The organism is Flavobacterium sp. WC2509, assembly GCF_052683105.1.
The window spans coordinates 4,229,529-4,247,631 of record NZ_JBQZFG010000001.1 but is presented as its reverse complement, the minus strand read 5'-3'; the positions used below and the strand labels follow the sequence as shown (position 1 = coordinate 4,247,631).

The window sequence follows — 18,103 nt, the reverse complement described above, 5'->3', positions numbered from 1 at the left end:
TTATAACTTCACTTTAAAGAAAGTTTCATTAGAAGAAAGTATTAAATGGAAAACAATAAAGAAATTGCAGCTTATATAGACAAACATCCCATTTATAGAAATTTTATCGAAAATTTGCCCTACAACATAAAACTAAAAGCAAGATCCCGAGCATTACGTAAAGCAGGTGTACTGTCAGAAGTTATTTTTTGGATGCAAGTATACAAAGGGATGTTTTGGAAAATAGATTTTGACAGACAAAGAATCATAGGTAATTTTATCGTAGATTTTTATGTAAAAACCTTAGGATTAGTAATCGAAATTGACGGTTCAAGTCATGATAACAAAGAAGAGTACGACCAGAAGAGAGAAGATTATCTCATTTCTTTGGGATTAAAGATCTATAGAGTCTCTGATTTAAGGGTAAAACATGATTTGAATAATGTGATGACTGAGTTAGAGAAATATATTATTGCTGAATTTGGGGATAGTTCTATTAATATCTGAAAATTTAGACATAAAACCACCCCGCCCTACGGGCACCCCTCCAAAAGAGGGGAAATCAAAGAAACAACATCTATTGACAAGAAGCCTAGAAGAGATTGTAAAAAATAAAAAAAGCTATACAGCTCAGTTTTTGAAAAAGGAACTTATTTAAAAATCACAAAAGTTTTTAATAGCATTTGGGTGTGTCCCTCCGTAAACTACGGGGCGGGCTGTCCGCTGTATCTTTATGTTTTGAAAAAAAAAACATAAAGGATGCCGCTCCCATCCCTCACACAAAGTGACCTTAACACTATTTTTCTTCTCAACGCATTCATATTCACTTTTTTAATATATTTGACAAAATTTAGAAAAACATAATTTTATTCTTAATTTATTTTAAAAAACGCATCCATTTACAACATTAAAAACAAATATTAACAACCAAACATTTTACTTACCAAATAACTTTACACGATGAAAAAAACCAAATCAGGAATACTTTTAGTATTTCTTTTACAAAGTATTTTAGTTCTAGCGCAACAGATTCCAGCAGAAATCCCTCTTTTTCCAAACGGCATAAAAGACAATCCAATTACCCATGAACAAAAAGAAACTTTTGCAGATTCTATTGTAAAACCGGGATCATTATCAAAAAAAGATCGTGTTTTTCGCAATATTTCCGAACCAACTTATATGTTATTCCCAGCTGCTGAATCAAATAACAAACATATAGCTACAATTATTTTCCCTGGTGGTGGTTTTACTACAAATTGGGTAGATAAAGAAGGAACAGATTTAGCACTTTGGCTTTCGCAACAAGGAATCACTTGTATGGTTGTAAAATATCGAACTAATACAAAAGATGAAAAAGGAAAATTTAAGATCCCAATGGAATCAATCTATTTTGAGGCACTTAAAAAGGATGTAAATGCGAGTGTGATGACGATGATAGGATTAGCAGGTAAATTTAAATTTGACAAAGAAAAAATAGGCGTACTTGGTTTTTCAGCAGGTGCATTTATATCGGAATGGTTGACTTTTACATCGGTTAGCGAAAAAATGCCTTGGAAACCAGCTTTTGTCGGTTTAATTTATGGGGGAGATAAATTAAAATTACTTGAAAATATAAAAGACAAATCAACCTTACCTCCATTTTTTATGGCAATTGCAAGAGATGATAAAAAATGGACCTTAAAACGAGCACTTCCCTTTTTATCAGCGGTGGTAGAACAAGTTGATAAATCAGAATTACATGTTTACTCTAAAGGAGACCACGGTTTTGGACTTGCATACGACGAAGGTCATTCAGTTGGAATGTGGAAAGACAGCTTTTATAATTGGCTATTAGACATTTATAAAAAATAATTAGAAATCCCTTAATTGGGATTTTTTTTTGAGAAAAATTTGAAAAACTATTTGGAGAAGTTTCTCAAAAAAGAACTAAATTAGTTTTATAAATGGATTCCATTTACAGCCTAATGCCCTAGCCCTGATGGAAGCGACATCCTTTTTCTTTTTCCTTTAAAAAGAAAAAGATATAGCGGACAGCAGGTACCAGCTCCTCAAAAAATAAATTAATACTATAGAATATGAAATTAGAAGATTTTGATAATGAAGAAGATAAAATAATTCACAACAGTTTTAAACAAAAAACTTGGAATGAAATCAGAACCAATGATAGTTGGGGAATTTTTAAAATCATGTCCGAGTTTGTCAATGGATATGATACAATGGGGCGAATTGGCCCGTGTGTAACAATTTTTGGTTCGGCTAGAATAAAACCCGAGGATCATTACTATTTATTAGCCGAAAAAATAGCATATAAGATTAGTAAAGCCGGCTATGGTGTGATTACAGGCGGTGGTCCCGGAATTATGGAAGCTGGGAATAAAGGAGCACATTTGGGAGGTGGTCCTTCGGTAGGATTGAATATTGAATTACCATTTGAACAACATTTTAATCCGTACATTGACAGAGACAAAAATCTAAATTTTGATCATTTCTTTGTTCGTAAAGTAATGTTTATCAAATACTCACAAGGGTTCGTGGTGATGCCAGGTGGATTTGGAACTCTAGATGAATTATTCGAAGCTATAACTTTAATTCAGACCAAAAAGATTGGAAAATTTCCAATTATATTAGTTGGAACTACTTTTTGGACTGGTTTAATCGATTGGATAAAAGCGGTTTTATTAGAAAAAGAACATACAATAAGTCCAGATGATTTGAATTTATTTAAGATTGTAGATACTGAAGACGAAGTAGTTGATGTTCTGAATAAATTCTACAAAAAATACGATTTAAGTCCTAATTTTTAATACTAAAAGCCGTTTTCAAAGCGGCTTTTTTATTTAAACGTATTTCGATGCATTTTATCCATTTAATACTGTACTTTTCTTAAAAATTTGTAAATTGTATTAGTTTTATACCCCAGTAAACTTATAATCCCAAATTGAAAACTTACGGTAAAATTATCCTGCTATTTATTGTTTTGTTGGTAACTCAAAAACAATATGCACAGCATCAATCTAAGATGACTGTTGTAGCTGATATGGATTCTAAAACCTTAACAATTAATCAAGAAATTACATTTTACAATCAATCCAATGATACTTTGACTTCAATTGTATTGAATGATTGGAATAATGCTTTTTCGGAGAAAGAAAGCCCATTAGGTAAACGTTTTTCAGATGAGTTTTATAATAAATTTCATTTGGCTCCAGAAAAAGAACTTGGCGGAACCCTAAATCTGATTATTGAAGATAATGAACAAAAAGCTTTTACTTGGGAAAGATCTAAAAAAAATCCAGATTATATCACAATTCTACTGAACAAAACCTTATATCCCAACCAAAAAGTAAAACTACATCTTACTTATATTGAAAAAATTCCTAGCGATAAATTTACCAAATATGGCTATTTTGAAAAATATGGGATGCATCTCAAAAACTGGTTCCTCACACCAGCGCGTTATGAAAATCATCAATTTGTAAAATACAGTAATGAGAATCTTGATGATATTGCCAATGCTATTTCTGATTTTGATATCGATTTAAAAGTTCGCGGTAAAAATGCTATCACGACAGATTTGGCAATTAATCAATTAATACAAACTGATGAGGAAACCAATATCAAATTAACTGGGAAAAACAGAAACGATATTGATCTTATTATAGAAAAAGAATCTACTTATACCCAATTCAAAGTAAACAACTTAGAAGTTTTTACAAATATAAGATCTGGAAGATTTAGCGACTCCTTGAAATCTCAAATTATAAAGAGAGTTGTTGATTATGGCAACAATCAAATTGGAGAGTATCCATTTGATAAAATAATTATATCTGAAGCTGATTATGAAAAAAATCCTTTCTATGGATTGAATCAGTTGCCCAAATTCATGCGCCCATTCACTACTGATTTTTTATTTGAAATAAAATTTTTGAAAACCTATTTAAATAATTATTTAAAAAATAGCATTCGATTAGATTCCAGAAAAGACAATTGGATTTATGATGGAATTCAAATCTTTACGATGATGAATTATATTGATGAATACTACCCAAATAGTAAAATGATGGGTTCGGCTTCAAAATATTTTTTACTCAGAGGTTTTAAAATGGCACAAACTGATTTTAATGATCAATACAGCTATTATTATATGTTAATGGCTAGAAAAAATTTAGACCAACCTCTAAATGCTTCTAAAAATACATTGATAAAATACAATGTTCAAATAGCCAATAAATACAAAGCGGGATTGAGTTTACATTATCTTGATGATTATCTCGGAAAAGATATTGTTTTGTCTGGAATCAAACAATTTTACAATCTCAACAAACAAGAACAAACTGATAGAAATGATTTTGAAGAGGTATTAAAATCAAAAGCTTCAAAAAACATCAATTGGTTTTTTGATTACATTATTGATAGTAGAGAAACTATTGATTATAAATTTAATGACGTTTCTAAAACCAAAGACAGCGTAACTTTTACATTAAAAAACAAAGGAGTGCCTATAGTTCCAATGCCAATATTTGGAATTAGAAATAAACAAGTCATTTTTAAAAAATGGCTGGAAACCAGCGAAATTGATAAAGAACTTACATTCGAAAGAAAAAAAATAGACAAATTAATTCTCAATTACGAAAATGAAGTTCCTGAATTTAATTTGAGAAACAATTCGAAATCCTTGCATGCTTTTTCTTTAAATCGTCCATTAAAAATGACTTTTTTTGAAGATTTAGAAGAACCTCATTACTCTCAATTATTTTATGTCCCTACTCTATTTTATAATAAATATGATGGTTTTTCACCTGGAGTAAGTTTATATAATTATAGCATTTTTGATAAACCATTCATGTTTGTTTTAAATCCAATGTATTCCATCAATACCAAATCAGTTATTGGGAGTACTAGTTTTGCCTACAATCAATATTTAAGAGATGGTCGATTATACAACATTCGATATTCTTTGAATAGTTCTTATTATCATTACGCATCAGATGCTGCCTACTTAAAATTTTACCCAAATGTATCTCTGTTTTTTAGACAACCAAACTATAGGGACAATAGAAAACAGGCTATAACAATGAAGTACAACATTATATACAAAGAGCCGTCTGCGGTGGTAATAGACAGTACTGATAATTACTCTATCCTAAATTTAAAATATTACAATATAAAAACTGAGATTACAAGCCACGTTAAATTTTTGACCGATGTACAACTATCGCATTATTTTGGTAAAGTATCGGCAGAAATGGAGTATCGTAAACTATTCAATGACAATCGATATTTTAATGCCAGAGTTTTTGCAGGAACCTTTTTATACAATTCAAATAATAACCAAAATTACAATTTTGGTATTTCAAAAGTAAACGATTATATGTTTGATTATGCAGTTTACGCAAGATCCGATGAAACAGGTATTCTAAGTCAGCAATATATTCAAGGTCAGGGAGGTTTTAAATCGTTTTTAACTCCGCCAGAAGCTAATCAATGGTTGGTATCAAGTAATTTGAGTTATTCTTTATTATGGAATTGGGTTGATGCCTATGCCGATTTTGGATTTGTAAAAAACAAAGGAGTCTCAAATACCTTTCTTTATGATAGTGGTATTCGGTTAAATTTGGTTCAAGATTACTTTGAATTGTACTTTCCAGTGTATTCTTCAAACGGATTTGAACTGTCAGAAAAAAATTATGGCGAAAAAATCCGCTTTATCTTCATTTTTAATCCAAAGTCATTAATTAACCTTTTTACACGAAAATGGTTTTAATTCAAAATAAAAACTTTAAAATATTAAATTATTGTTACTAAATTTTAATCAAAATTATTCATTTGATAAAAATACATTCAATTTACTAAAAATTATTGGTCAAAAAAATATAAAATACAAAATTCTATAAGGTTATTTAGATTGTTTTTAATTAAATTTGCAGCGATAAAGCATACTTTTAAATTATGATTAAAGAGAAAGTCGATACTGGTTTGACATTTGAAGATTTCAAAACCGAAGTCTTAAATGATTACAAAATTGCCATAATAAGCCGTGAATGCAGCTTATTAGGTCGTAAAGAGGTATTAACTGGAAAAGCCAAATTTGGTATTTTTGGAGATGGTAAAGAAGTTCCTCAGCTTGCCATGGCAAAGTGCTTTAAAAATGGAGATTTCCGTTCAGGATATTATCGCGACCAGACTTTTATGATGGCTATTGGGGAATTAACCATCAAACAATTTTTTGCTGGTTTGTATGGTCATACTGATATTGAGTTTGAACCAATGTCCGCAGGAAGACAAATGGGTGGTCATTTTGTAACCCATAGTTTGAATGAAGATGGTTCTTGGAAAAACTTAACACAACAAAAAAATTCTAGCGCAGATATTTCACCTACGGCAGCACAAATGCCTCGATTACTAGGACTAGCACAAGCTTCTAAAATATATAGAAATATTCCAAATATCCCAAATGCAGACCTTTTTTCTATTGATGGAAATGAAATTGCATGGGGAACAATTGGTAATGCCAGCACCTCCGAAGGATTATTTTTTGAAACAATCAATGCTGCTGGAGTATTACAAGTTCCGATGGTAATGAGTGTTTGGGATGATGAATATGGTATTTCGGTACATGCAAAACACCAAACTACCAAAGAAAATATTTCGGAAATACTAAAAGGTTACCAAAAAGAAGAAGGAACAAATGGTTTTGAAATATTAAAAGTTAAAGGTTGGGATTATGTTGACTTAATTGCAACTTATGAAAAAGCTGCCGAAATAGCACGTGAAAAACATATTCCAGTTTTAATCCACGTGACTCAATTAACACAACCACAAGGTCATTCTAGCTCTGGCTCTCACGAAAGATACAAAAGTGCTTCTCGATTAGCATGGGAAAAAGAATTTGATTGTATTCGCCAAATGAAATTATGGATGATTGCTATCAATATTGCTTCTCCTGAAGAAATTGACGCAATCGATTTGGAAGCTAAAAAAGAAGTTTTTGAAGGTAAAAAAGCCGCTTGGCAAACTTTTATAGCTCCTATAATTGAAGAAAAAGAAGAGCTAATTACAATTTTAGAGAAAATTGCTGAAGTTAGTCCTAAAAAAGACGAAATTTTAAAAAAGGTTTCTAGTTTAAAAAGCATTAAATCGCCTTTGAAAAAGGAAATAATGACAGTTGCTAGAAAAACACTTCGATTAATTATCGATGAAAGTCACAAAGTAGAACTATCGAATTGGATTAAAGATTACATCAATAAAACACAACCTAAATTCAGTAGTAATTTATTTTCTGAATCGGATAAAAATGTATTTTCGGTAAAAGAAGTTTTACCAGAGTATCCCCTTGATGCTATCGCGGATACCGATGGCAGAATGATTGTAAGAGATAATTTTGATGCTCTTTTTACCAAATATCCAGAAGCTTTAATTTTTGGTGAAGACGCTGGTAATATTGGCGACGTAAACCAAGGTCTTGAAGGCATGCAAGAAAAATATGGTGAGCTACGAGTTGCCGATGTTGGGATTCGAGAAGCTTCAATATTAGGGCAAGGAATTGGGCTGGCATTAAGAGGATTACGTCCGATTGCCGAAATCCAATATTTAGATTACCTATTGTATGCTATTCAAATTATGAGTGACGATTTGGCTACCTTACAATATAGAACGGTTGGAAAACAAAAAGCACCGCTAATTATCCGTACCAGAGGACACCGTTTAGAAGGTATTTGGCATTCAGGTTCACCAATGGGAATGATTATTAATGCCATTAGAGGAATTCACGTATTAGTTCCTAGAAACATGACACAAGCTGCTGGTTTTTACAATTCTTTATTAGCATCTGATGAACCTGCCTTGGTTATTGAGTGTTTAAATGGTTACCGATTAAAAGAAAAAATGCCTTCAAATTTTGGTGAGTTTAAAACACCAATTGGTGTTGTTGAAACATTAAGAAAAGGAACAGATATAACTCTTGTTGGTTATGGTTCGACTTTGAGATTGGTTGAACAAGCTGCCAAGGAATTATTTGAAGTTGGTATTGATTGTGAAATTATTGATTTACAATCCTTACTCCCTTTTGACATCAATCATGATATCGTAAAAAGTATTGCAAAGACAAATCGATTATTAATCATTGATGAAGATGTTCCAGGCGGAGCATCAGCTTATATTTTGCAACAAATAATTGAAGAGCAAAATGCATATATTCATCTGGACAGCAAACCGCAAACTTTGAGTGCAAAAGCTCATAGACCTGCTTATGGTACAGATGGTGATTATTTTTCAAAACCTTCAGCCGAAGATATTTATGAAAAAGTATATGAAATGATACATGAAGTGAATCCTTTAAAATTTCCTTCTTTATATTAATTCATAAAAAATCAAAATCCCAATCTAAATTTAAAGATTGGGATTTTTTTTATCTTTGTCTCGTCCTGAAAAAAGTTGACTATAATTACCTTAATTATGTCAACAGAAAGAAAAGAATTCAAAAAGCCGTTAGCTCCACAAACTTTCGGAGAGCTATTCAAAAAGCAAGTAGTAAAAGAATTTGAACAGGGATTATTTACAAAAGCGGAACTTCGCAGGCGCTATAATATTCGTGGTAACAGCTGTATACCCCGTTGGTTAAAAAAATATGGTAAATTTACCTATCAAGATAAACTAACCATTGGCCGTCCTATGAAAGATCCTCAATCTCAGCGCATCAAAGAACTTGAAGCACAATTAGCCAAGAAAGAACAAGAATTGTTGGTTTTTAAAAAGTTTATAGAAATAGCCGAACGAGAGCTAAAAGTTGAGATTGTAAAAAAGTCTGGTTCCAAGCAGTCCAAGAAATAAATCATATTTACAGGATTAGTCCTCAGGGAATATGTCGATTGTTTGGGTATAGCAAACAAGCTTATTATAAACGAAAAACACATCTGTTAAAATCAGGTTTAGACAAAGAGTGCCTAAACTCTTTAGTGATGTCAGTGCGTCAAAAACTGCCCAAAACGGGAGGTAAAAAACTATATTTTATGTTGAAAGATGATTTTAAGAAACATCAAATAAAGATAGGCAGAGATAAATTATTTGATTTTTTACGAGATGAATATTTATTAGTTCCGAAAGTTCGAAGATATTACAAGACAACCAATTCAAGACATTGGATGCGTAAATATCCAAACTTAATTAAAGAGATAGAAATCAAAAGGCCTGAGCAAATTTGGGTAGCTGATATTACTTACCTTAGAACTAAAGATAAAACACATTATTTACATCTGATAACAGATGCCTATTCGAAGAAAATTGTGGGCTATAAATTATCGGATAATTTAATGGCAGCTTCTACATTAGAAGCTTTAAAAATGGCTGTTATTAATAGAAAATACAGTAACAATCTTATACATCATTCAGACAGAGGCTTGCAGTATTGTAGCAAAGAATATACCGAATGTTTATCCAGAAACAACATTCGGATAAGCATGACGCAAAGTTATGATCCCTATGAAAATGCAATTGCAGAAAGGGTAAATGGAATTTTAAAAGAAGAGTTTGGATTATTTGAAATTTTTGAGAATGTTGAAAACTTAAAAAAGCAAGTCGAAGAATCTATTCTGTTTTACAATCAAATTAGAGTCCATTTGTCTATAAATATGCTTACTCCTAATCAAGCGCATTCTCAAAATAATATTAAACTAAAACGATGGAAAAAAATAAATCGGAACAGAAGTAATTCTGTCCCGATTTAACTAATTTTATAATATTAATCGAGTCAACCTTTTTCAGGACAACTCACTTTAGTAACTTATTCCATCCTCCAATGATATCGTTAGAAACTTTGTTTTTAGATCTAAAAGACATTAAAGTAATTGATAGTAGTATTCCGTACACACAATATACTCCATTAGATTTATCTGCTTCAAATTTAGATCTCAATCAATTTGACCTTACTAATTCAAATGAATTTGAAAAATATATAGAACAACTTTTACCAAAAAAGAAATCTACCGTTGCTTATGGAGGTTACAACGAAATACGTAATTTATACAAACGAAGTACCGTTTTTAATGATTTAAATACAGAAGAACGTAATATTCATATCGGTATCGATTTGTGGATTAAATCAGGTACAGCCGTATTAGCAGCTTTGGATGGAAAAATACATAGTTTTAAATATAATAATAATTTGGGCGATTATGGTACAACAATTATACTACAGCATCAATTAGAAAATCATACTTTTTATACTTTATACGGGCATTTAGCATTAGAAAATATTGCTTCCATTAAAGTTGGTGATTTTTTTGCAAAAGGAGAAAAATTAGCTTCACTCGGAGATCCAACTGTAAATGGAGATTATGCCCCTCATTTGCATTTTCAAATCATAAAAGACATTGAAGGTAATTTTGGTGATTACCCAGGTGTTTGTAGTAAAAACAAATTATCTTATTATTTGGAAAACTGTCCTGATCCTAACTTGTTACTAAAAATTTATTAAGCAATCTTAATTATTTATTCCAACTCAAAATTGAGAAACAAAAAATATTCCTGCTTAAAACGACTATTTTAAAGTAAATAAATCATTCCATTTTATCTAAAATGCAAGCGGTATTTAATTAAAAACGTGTGAATCATGTAAACATTGTTAAAAGTAATGCAACACTTAAACAAAATTTGTTGATGACCTTTGAGTAAACAATTTAACACAACACACAAAATGAAAAATTTACTTTTTTTATGTACTTGCTTAGCATTTACATATATAAGCGCAGCAGCGAATAAAGACGTAAAATTAGATACTGGAATTTCTAATAGTTCTACAACAGACAATGGAAATCTGGAAAATAATTTTTATAAAACCAATATAGTGTTTTATGAAGTTGGAGACTCAAAAGCAATCTTTATATCTAAAGATGCAAAAGATTCGGATAATGACGGTGTTGCAGATAAAAATGACAAGTGTCCAGACACACCTGCAGGCGTAAAAGTAGACCTATCTGGCTGTCCACTTGATAAAGATATAGATGGTGTTGCCGATTATTTAGATAAATGTCCAGATGTTGCTGGAATATCTAACTTGAATGGTTGTCCCGATTTTGATAAGGATGGTATCGCTGATGCGCAAGACCATTGTCCAGATGTTGCTGGTTTAGTAGATTTAAAAGGTTGTCCCGATGTAGATAAAGATGGTGTCGCAGATATCGATGACAAATGTCCTAATACAACTGCTGGTTATAAGGTAGATGCATCTGGATGTCCAATGGATAGTGATAAAGATGGTGTAGCAAATGAAGTAGATCTTTGTCCTGATGCAGCTGGTCCTTTAGCCCTAAAAGGCTGTCCCGACACAGATGGTGATGGGGTTACCGATAATATTGACCGTTGCCCTTCCGAAAAAGGAAATATCGCTGACAAAGGTTGTCCAAAAATTGCCCCAATAGATGTTAAAAAAATTGCTGATATCGCAGGTAAACTTTTCTTTGAAAATGCCAGTGCCGAGTTAAAATCATCTTCTTATATTCAACTTGATAATTTAGCGGAAATATTAAAACGTTATAATGCAACTAATTTACAAATTGGTGGTCATACAGATAATGTTGGTGGTGATGCTTACAATATAAACTTATCTCAACAACGTGCTGAATCTGTAAAAACTTATTTAATGAACAAAGGAATACCAGAAACCAGACTTACTGCTTTAGGTTTTGGAGATGGTAAACCAATTGCCACTAACGATACGTCTTCAGGCAGAGCCAAAAATAGAAGAGTCGAATTAATAACGTCATATTAAGGACTAAATTAATATTGTAAATCCAAAAGAGGCTGTTTTATAACAGTCTCTTTTTTTTTAGAGAAATACGAAAAAAGTCATCCATGAATTATGAAACCTTTATACCAAATCCTATAACAAAATATATGGGTATAGGCTTGATCTTTGTACTATATAATTTAGAGAAGAAAATATTCTTCCTTTCACTTTAAAATAAAGTGGAAAAAAATTAAAAACAAAATAAAAATGAAACCATTAAAATTAATTGCCCTAGCCCTATTCTTTTTTGCATCGACAGCAAATCATGCACAAGTTTCTATAAATGTGAATTTTGGAACACCTCCACAATGGGGTCCTGTTGGCTATTCTGAAGTATCATATTATTATCTGCCAGATGTAGAATCCTATTATGATATAAGTGCCCAACAATTTATTTTTTTAAACAATGGCACATGGATTAGATCACGTAATTTACCTAACCGTTATAGAAATTATGATTTATATAGTGGATATAAAGTGGTATTAAATGATTACCACGGATCAAGACCTTATAGCCATTATCAAGAACACAAAGTAAAATATTATAAAGGATACAATAAAGGTCCTCAAAAAAATTATAGAATGGCATCCAATTACAATAATGAACATCATGATAATGAACACCATGACAATGGTAATCAAGGGCACGAAAATCATGGCAATAACGGAAATAATGGCCATGGAAACAAAGGAAATAAAAATGGTAAACATTAATTAGTTACCGTAGTTAACAAAAAAAATCTTAAAGACTGAATTATTGATATTAAAGAAAATCTCTAATTATCAAAGTTTTTTAGACCGTCTTTATGCCTTAAAATCATAATTTATAAAAGCCCTGTTATTAGTAGATAGCTGGGCTTTTATTTTATCTTAAAAGTAAAATATCATGAACAAAATATACAACCATACAGAAAATATTTTCGAAAAATTGGTCTCAATTGCAACCACAATATTGGGCAATTCTATTTCATTTATTATAGCATTATGTTTGGTGCTATTTTGGTGGATTAACAGTTTATTTTACAACAATGATGTACATCTTATCATTGGTGACATCATTTTTGGAATTACTTTTTTGAGTTTATTTATAATTCAAAAATCTTTTAATCGGTTTTCGGCTTCATTACATTTAAAAATAAACGAATTAGTTTCTTCACACGAACCCGCAAGTAATGCAGTATTGAATGCAGAAATTAAAACTGAAAGAGAAATCACGAAACTATCTAAAGAGTATTCTGATTTGGCTGAGCAAATTAAAGATTTAAATGAAGAACAAAAAGAAGAGTTTACTAAAGAACTCGACAAAACTTTGGGCGAAGAAGATAATTATGCAAAAAAATGATTGCGATATAAATGTCACAAGGCGAATTACTTCATAAAATAAGTCAATTGTTATGATGCATACTAATGTTCTAAAGTACTTAAATTAAAAAGATAAGTAATAAAATCCTTTCCGTTTTTTGTTAGAAATCACTATTTTTACTTTCTAACTTTATCAAAATGAATCCAAACGAACAATTGATCGAGAAATTTTATACTGCTTTTGCAAATGCTGATGCAAAAACGATGTGTGAATGTTATCACAATACTATTCAATTTGAAGATCCTGCTTTCGGAAAACTTAATGGAAACGATGCTTGTCAGATGTGGAAAATGTTGATAGAAAAAAGTAAAGGGAACATAAAAATTGAATTTTCAGACATCAAAGCCGATGATTATTCTGGAAGTGCTAAATGGATTGCTACTTATAATTTTAGTAAAACAAATCGAAAAATAGTCAATAAAATTCATACTCAATTTGAATTTCAGGACGGTTTAATTGTTAAACACATTGATTATTTTGATATTTGGAAGTGGTCTAAACAGGCATTTGGTTTTAAAGGATTACTCTTCGGTTGGACAGGTTTCATGCAAAAACAAATTCAAAAACAAGCAATTGTATCTTTAAAAAATTACTCAAAAACGCATTCTTAATATCTTGATTTTGAATACAAATAAAAAAGACTGATTTTATAATCAGTCTTTTTTATATAAATATAAATTCTAATAAATATTATATTTTACCATGGTACATTGCCTTAACAATACCATCTGATAATCCAATTTTTGGAACATAAATTTGTCTTGCTCCACTCCATTTCATTGCATTAAGATAAATACGAGTTGCAGGCACAATTACGTCTGCCCTATCTGGATTTAAACCTAATTGAGAAATTCTTTGTTCATATGTCAAAGAATTCAAATAAGCATATTGTGAGTTTATATAGATGTATGACAAAGGTTTTTCCTGAATTTTGCCAGACATTTTGAATAATTTATTGATATTACCGCCAGAACCTATTAAAGTAACTTCTTCATAATCGGCAGTGTTTTGTTTAATCCATTTTTCAATTTCATCCCAAACAACATCACAAACCATTTCATTTAGCAATCGTACAGTTCCTGCTTTGAATGATCTTGAATTTACCATTTTTCCATTAGAGAACAAGGTAAATTCTGTACTACCACCACCTACGTCAACAAATAAATACGTTTCATCTGTTTTTAGCAGATGATGCAAATCGGTTGATGCTATAATCGCTGCTTCTTTTTTACCGTCAATAATTTCTATTTTGATGTCAGCTTTCTTTCTTATCAAAGCAACAACTTCTTTAGCGTTATAAGCTTCTCGCATAGCCGATGTAGCAAATGCCATATAACGTTCTACTTTATGCACTTTCATCAACAAATTGAAAGCCTTCATAGCATCAACCATACGGTCAATATTCTCTGGAGAAATTTCTCCTACTGTAAATGCATCCTGCCCCAAACGAATCGGTACACGAACTAATGAACTTTTATTGAATTGAGTCTCTTTCCCGTCTTCTTCTACTATATTGGTAATTAATAAACGCATGGCATTTGAACCAATATCAATAGCAGCATATTTTTTAATTTTAATCATATTCTCAAGGATGCAATTTATTTTTTAGAATTAATTCTACAGGTTAATGTTATTATAATCTTCTTTCAATTCTTCAACCGGTTCTATTTTTCTTTGGTAATATAAATAGGTTTCTAACTGAGCTCTAAAAACTGGATTATCTCCCCTAATTCTATATTTATTATCCAATTTATAAGAATGAAATCTAGCTTTTACATTTCCTTTCCAGCCGATATCAAAATTATCTATCAATTCATTTTTTATTTCTTGATCATAAATTGGACAAGTAACTTCAACTCTGGCATCAATATTTCGGGTCATTATATCGGCAGAAGAAATATAAACTTCCGTAAATCCAGCATTTCCAAAAATATAAACTCTAGAATGTTCTAAATAATTATCTACTATACTAATAGCTTCGATATTTTCACTTAATCCTTTAACACCAGGTATCAAAGAACATATTCCTCTTACTTCTAATTGAATTTTAACTCCTGCATTGCTAGCTTCGTATAATTTATCTATCATTGCCAAATCAGATAAGCTATTCATTTTCAACTTCATATAAGTCTTTCTACCTGCTATAGCATGAGCAATTTCTCTATCAATTAATCTAGTAAAACGTTGTCTCGTATATTGGGGAGAAACAATAAGATGTTTATAACGCTGTACTTTATAATTAATAGCAAAAAATTCAAATACCTTTGTTATGTCTTTTAAAATTTGAGGATGACATGTAAAGAGAGTCACATCAGTATAAATTTTGGCTGTAGCTTCATTAAAATTCCCTGTCGAAATGAAACCGTATCGTTTAACTTTACCCTTCTCAAGTCGTTCAATAACACAAACTTTACTATGAACTTTTAATCCTTTTATACCAAATATAAGTTCAATTCCCTCCGTTTGCATTTGTTCTGAATAGGAGATATTAGACGCTTCATCAAAACGAGCTTGTAATTCTATTTGTACAGTTACTTTCTTTCCATTTTTAGCAGCATTAATCAATGAACTGATAATCTGCGAATTTTTGGCTAATCGATATAATGTAATTTTAATTGAAGTTACTTTTGGATCTAAAGCAGCCTCACGTAAAAATTTAATTAAATAGGAAAACGTTTGATAGGGAGCATTTAATAAATAATCTTTTTTAGCGATTCTTTCTAAAATACTTCCTTCAAGACTCAATCCTGGTATTGGAAGAGGGTCATTTTTTTTATATAGTAAATCAAATCTACCAAGATTAGGAAAATTCATATAATCTCTCCTGTTATGGTATCTTCCGCCAGGTATAATGCTATCGGTAGAGTCTATATGCATTTTATCCAGAAAAAATTTAAGAGTATCTCTGCCAATTTCCTGATCGTATATAAATCGTACAGGCTCCCCTATTCTTCTTTCTTTAACGCTGGAAGATATTTTTTCAAGCATACTTTTACTCAAATCACTATCAATGTCTAATTGAGCATCTCTTGTTATTTTTATCATGTGTGCTGAGGCACTTTCATAATCAAAAATATTAAAAATACTGCTCAAATTCATTCTGATTATATCATCAATCAGGATAACATATTGCTTTTCGGTATTTGTAGGCAAAACTACAAATCGATTAATCATTTTAGGAATTTCGATAATAGCGTAACGTACTTCCTGATTTTTTTTCATCACGAGCTTTACTGCTAAATATCCTAATGAATCTTTTAAAACTGGAAATTCTGCTAAATCATTTAAGATAATTGTTACCAGTTCTGGACTTAATGTTTGAATAAAAAATTCCTTTAGAAAAACTTCTTGTTCTTTATTAATATCATTTCCCTGAGTAATATAAATATTTTCGTTTCCTAATTGTTCTTCTATATTACTAAGAATTCGCAAACTTTCGGACTGTTGCTGTATCACAATTTTAGTGATGTCCTTTATTAATTGTTGAACAGTTACTCCTCCGAAATATTTTTCACCAGAAATACCACTTAGACTTATTCTTCTAATAGCTGCAAATCGAACTCTAAAAAATTCATCCAAATTATTTGAAAAAATCCCTAAAAAACGCAACCTGTCTAATAATGGAACTGAATCATCTGCGGCTTCTTGTAGTACTCTAGCATTAAAAGCTAACCAGCTTTTTTCTCTATCAATATATTTTTGTTCAAACACTTTTTATTTATTTTAAATCTCTGGGGAATACTGTTTTTTTTGTTTTACCCTTACTAATATTATCCCAACTGTCATTATCAAATTCTATATGCACAAATCCAGTTGTAGGAACATTATCAATGTAAACATCCCCAAATTTATTAACAAAATTTGTAATAGCCTCGTTATGCCCGAATATAATTATGTTATCATTTCCAATACTATCTAATTTTATAATTTTCTCTAGTTTTCTTTCATCAAAAGTATATAGGTCATCTTTATATAGAATACTTTCTAAAGGAAAATTAATATTCTGAGCAAAAATCATAGCTGTTTCTTTAGTTCTTTCGGCCGTACTACACCATATTGAATATGTTTTAGGCAAGTCTTTGACAATATGGGAAGAAACCAAATGAGCACATTGCATACCATGTGCAGTTAAAGGTCTGTCTTTGTCATGTAAAGGAGCTTCCCAACTAGACTTAGCATGCCGAATTAAAATTAGATTTTTCATATTTAGCAAATATTTATTTTTTATTGGTATCAGTAATTCACATAATGGTATCATGTTCATTTGACACATCAATCTATTTTTAGACAATAATAACACCACCAATAATTCTATTTAGAAAATCATTAGAGACATACAATTTACAAAAAAAGTTAAGACTATCGAACTTATTTTTTATTTAGAATTGTAATCTATTAAATACGACTCTTAATTAGCCTATTAAAAAATACTATTAATAACTCAAAAAATTAAAATAGCTTTTTGCAAATAATTTCAAATATTTAAACTAAATCATCTTCTATAAATAAGAATTAAGTCAAATACAATAACAACTAATCCATTGATAACAAATAAATTACAAATTCAAAAACATACTTCTTGGTTCATTATGTTAAAAAAATAAAAACATTGATTTTATAACTAATTATCAAAAAAATCAAGTGTAAATTATACAATTCTCAATTTAGTATGCCGTTTTTTAAACCAAATCAAAATAATTAACATTTAAAAAATATTTCTTAACTAAAAATATTATTTTATTTTTAAAAAACAAGCACTATAACATAAGTTATTACCTACGAGTCAATCTTTTCAACGAGTATTTAGGTCTTTCAAGGACTTTCATATTGTATTACAAACATTCTTGCTAAATTTGATATATAAATTAATTAGTTTTTTAACCGAAATATTAACAAATTACAAAAAAAAAGTCTACTTAATAACAAATATTGAATTTTTGATTTAGTTCCCAAATCTAAATCAAAACAAATTAAAAAAT

General features: G+C 30.4%; 14 protein-coding genes. 11 read left to right on the top strand and 3 right to left on the bottom strand.

What is annotated here, in order from left to right; genetic code table 11:
• Positions 1 to 45 precede the first annotated feature (45 nt).
• The 11 genes from ACUN3A_RS17515 to ACUN3A_RS17465 all read left to right on the top strand — a co-directional run bounded on the left by ACUN3A_RS17515 (position 46) and on the right by ACUN3A_RS17465 (position 13,735).
• Positions 46 to 486, top strand: a complete 441-nt coding sequence (locus tag ACUN3A_RS17515) for a DUF559 domain-containing protein (RefSeq protein ID WP_445552574.1) — start codon at positions 46 to 48, stop codon at positions 484 to 486.
• A gap of 453 nt (positions 487 to 939) precedes the next feature.
• Positions 940 to 1,830, top strand: coding sequence for an alpha/beta hydrolase (locus ACUN3A_RS17510; protein WP_445552573.1), 891 nt, complete (start codon positions 940 to 942; stop codon positions 1,828 to 1,830).
• A 224-nt stretch (positions 1,831 to 2,054) separates the two neighbouring features.
• Complete coding sequence (locus tag ACUN3A_RS17505; RefSeq protein ID WP_445552572.1) at positions 2,055 to 2,783, top strand: LOG family protein; 729 nt, start codon at positions 2,055 to 2,057, stop codon at positions 2,781 to 2,783.
• 134 nt (positions 2,784 to 2,917) lie between these two features.
• Entirely contained in the window at positions 2,918 to 5,743 is a 2,826-nt protein-coding gene (locus ACUN3A_RS17500) for an aminopeptidase (RefSeq protein WP_445552571.1), read from the top strand.
• A 185-nt stretch (positions 5,744 to 5,928) separates the two neighbouring features.
• Positions 5,929 to 8,337, top strand: coding sequence for an alpha-ketoacid dehydrogenase subunit alpha/beta (locus ACUN3A_RS17495; protein WP_445552570.1), 2,409 nt, complete (start codon positions 5,929 to 5,931; stop codon positions 8,335 to 8,337).
• 96 nt (positions 8,338 to 8,433) lie between these two features.
• Positions 8,434 to 9,701 (top strand): IS3 family transposase gene (locus tag ACUN3A_RS17490; protein WP_445550800.1). Its coding sequence is split into 2 segments (ribosomal slippage): positions 8,434 to 8,773 and positions 8,773 to 9,701, totalling 1,269 coding nucleotides; the frame shifts between segments, so codons are not numbered across the junction.
• Positions 9,702 to 9,772: 71 nt separating this feature from the next.
• Complete coding sequence (locus ACUN3A_RS17485) at positions 9,773 to 10,450, top strand: peptidoglycan DD-metalloendopeptidase family protein (RefSeq protein WP_445552569.1); 678 nt, start codon at positions 9,773 to 9,775, stop codon at positions 10,448 to 10,450.
• Positions 10,451 to 10,669: 219 nt separating this feature from the next.
• Entirely contained in the window at positions 10,670 to 11,743 is a 1,074-nt protein-coding gene (locus ACUN3A_RS17480) for an OmpA family protein (protein ID WP_445552568.1), read from the top strand.
• Positions 11,744 to 11,968: 225 nt separating this feature from the next.
• A complete protein-coding gene (locus ACUN3A_RS17475; protein WP_445552567.1) occupies positions 11,969 to 12,475 on the top strand; it encodes a hypothetical protein in 507 nt (168 codons plus the stop codon).
• Positions 12,476 to 12,647: 172 nt separating this feature from the next.
• Positions 12,648 to 13,103 (top strand): low affinity iron permease family protein, encoded by a 456-nt coding sequence (locus tag ACUN3A_RS17470; RefSeq protein WP_445552566.1) that lies wholly within the window; start codon positions 12,648 to 12,650, stop codon positions 13,101 to 13,103.
• A gap of 158 nt (positions 13,104 to 13,261) precedes the next feature.
• Positions 13,262 to 13,735 carry a nuclear transport factor 2 family protein gene (locus ACUN3A_RS17465; protein ID WP_445552565.1) on the top strand — a complete coding sequence of 158 codons (474 nt, stop codon included), beginning with the start codon at positions 13,262 to 13,264 and terminating at the stop codon, positions 13,733 to 13,735.
• A gap of 79 nt (positions 13,736 to 13,814) precedes the next feature.
• Here the strand turns inward: ACUN3A_RS17465 and ACUN3A_RS17460 are convergent, their stop codons facing one another.
• Genes ACUN3A_RS17460 through ACUN3A_RS17450 form a run of 3 tightly spaced genes read right to left on the bottom strand, consistent with a single transcriptional unit; the run spans position 13,815 to position 17,328 of the window.
• Entirely contained in the window at positions 13,815 to 14,705 is an 891-nt protein-coding gene (locus tag ACUN3A_RS17460) for a Ppx/GppA phosphatase family protein (protein ID WP_445552564.1), read from the bottom strand.
• A gap of 36 nt (positions 14,706 to 14,741) precedes the next feature.
• Positions 14,742 to 16,835, bottom strand: a complete 2,094-nt coding sequence (ppk1, locus tag ACUN3A_RS17455; RefSeq protein WP_445552563.1) for a polyphosphate kinase 1 — start codon at positions 16,833 to 16,835, stop codon at positions 14,742 to 14,744.
• A gap of 7 nt (positions 16,836 to 16,842) precedes the next feature.
• On the bottom strand, positions 16,843 to 17,328 hold the full coding sequence (locus ACUN3A_RS17450) for a SixA phosphatase family protein (RefSeq protein WP_445552562.1): 486 nt from the start codon (positions 17,326 to 17,328) through the stop codon (positions 16,843 to 16,845).
• Positions 17,329 to 18,103: the final 775 nt, after the last annotated feature.

Excerpts from the sequence above, each read along its gene's own strand:
- ACUN3A_RS17465 (WP_445552565.1), top strand. The coding sequence starts at position 13,262 with ATGAATCCAAACGAACAATTGATCGAGAAATTTTATACTGCTTTTGCA.
- ACUN3A_RS17515 (WP_445552574.1), top strand. The coding sequence starts at position 46 with ATGGAAAACAATAAAGAAATTGCAGCTTATATAGACAAACATCCCATT.
- ACUN3A_RS17480 (WP_445552568.1), top strand. The coding sequence starts at position 10,670 with ATGAAAAATTTACTTTTTTTATGTACTTGCTTAGCATTTACATATATA.
- ACUN3A_RS17495 (WP_445552570.1), top strand. The coding sequence starts at position 5,929 with ATGATTAAAGAGAAAGTCGATACTGGTTTGACATTTGAAGATTTCAAA.
- ACUN3A_RS17485 (WP_445552569.1), top strand. The coding sequence starts at position 9,773 with ATGATATCGTTAGAAACTTTGTTTTTAGATCTAAAAGACATTAAAGTA.
- ACUN3A_RS17510 (WP_445552573.1), top strand. The coding sequence starts at position 940 with ATGAAAAAAACCAAATCAGGAATACTTTTAGTATTTCTTTTACAAAGT.
- ACUN3A_RS17460 (WP_445552564.1), bottom strand. The coding sequence starts at position 14,705 with ATGATTAAAATTAAAAAATATGCTGCTATTGATATTGGTTCAAATGCC.
- ACUN3A_RS17470 (WP_445552566.1), top strand. The coding sequence starts at position 12,648 with ATGAACAAAATATACAACCATACAGAAAATATTTTCGAAAAATTGGTC.
- ACUN3A_RS17450 (WP_445552562.1), bottom strand. The coding sequence starts at position 17,328 with ATGAAAAATCTAATTTTAATTCGGCATGCTAAGTCTAGTTGGGAAGCT.
- ACUN3A_RS17505 (WP_445552572.1), top strand. The coding sequence starts at position 2,055 with ATGAAATTAGAAGATTTTGATAATGAAGAAGATAAAATAATTCACAAC.
- ACUN3A_RS17475 (WP_445552567.1), top strand. The coding sequence starts at position 11,969 with ATGAAACCATTAAAATTAATTGCCCTAGCCCTATTCTTTTTTGCATCG.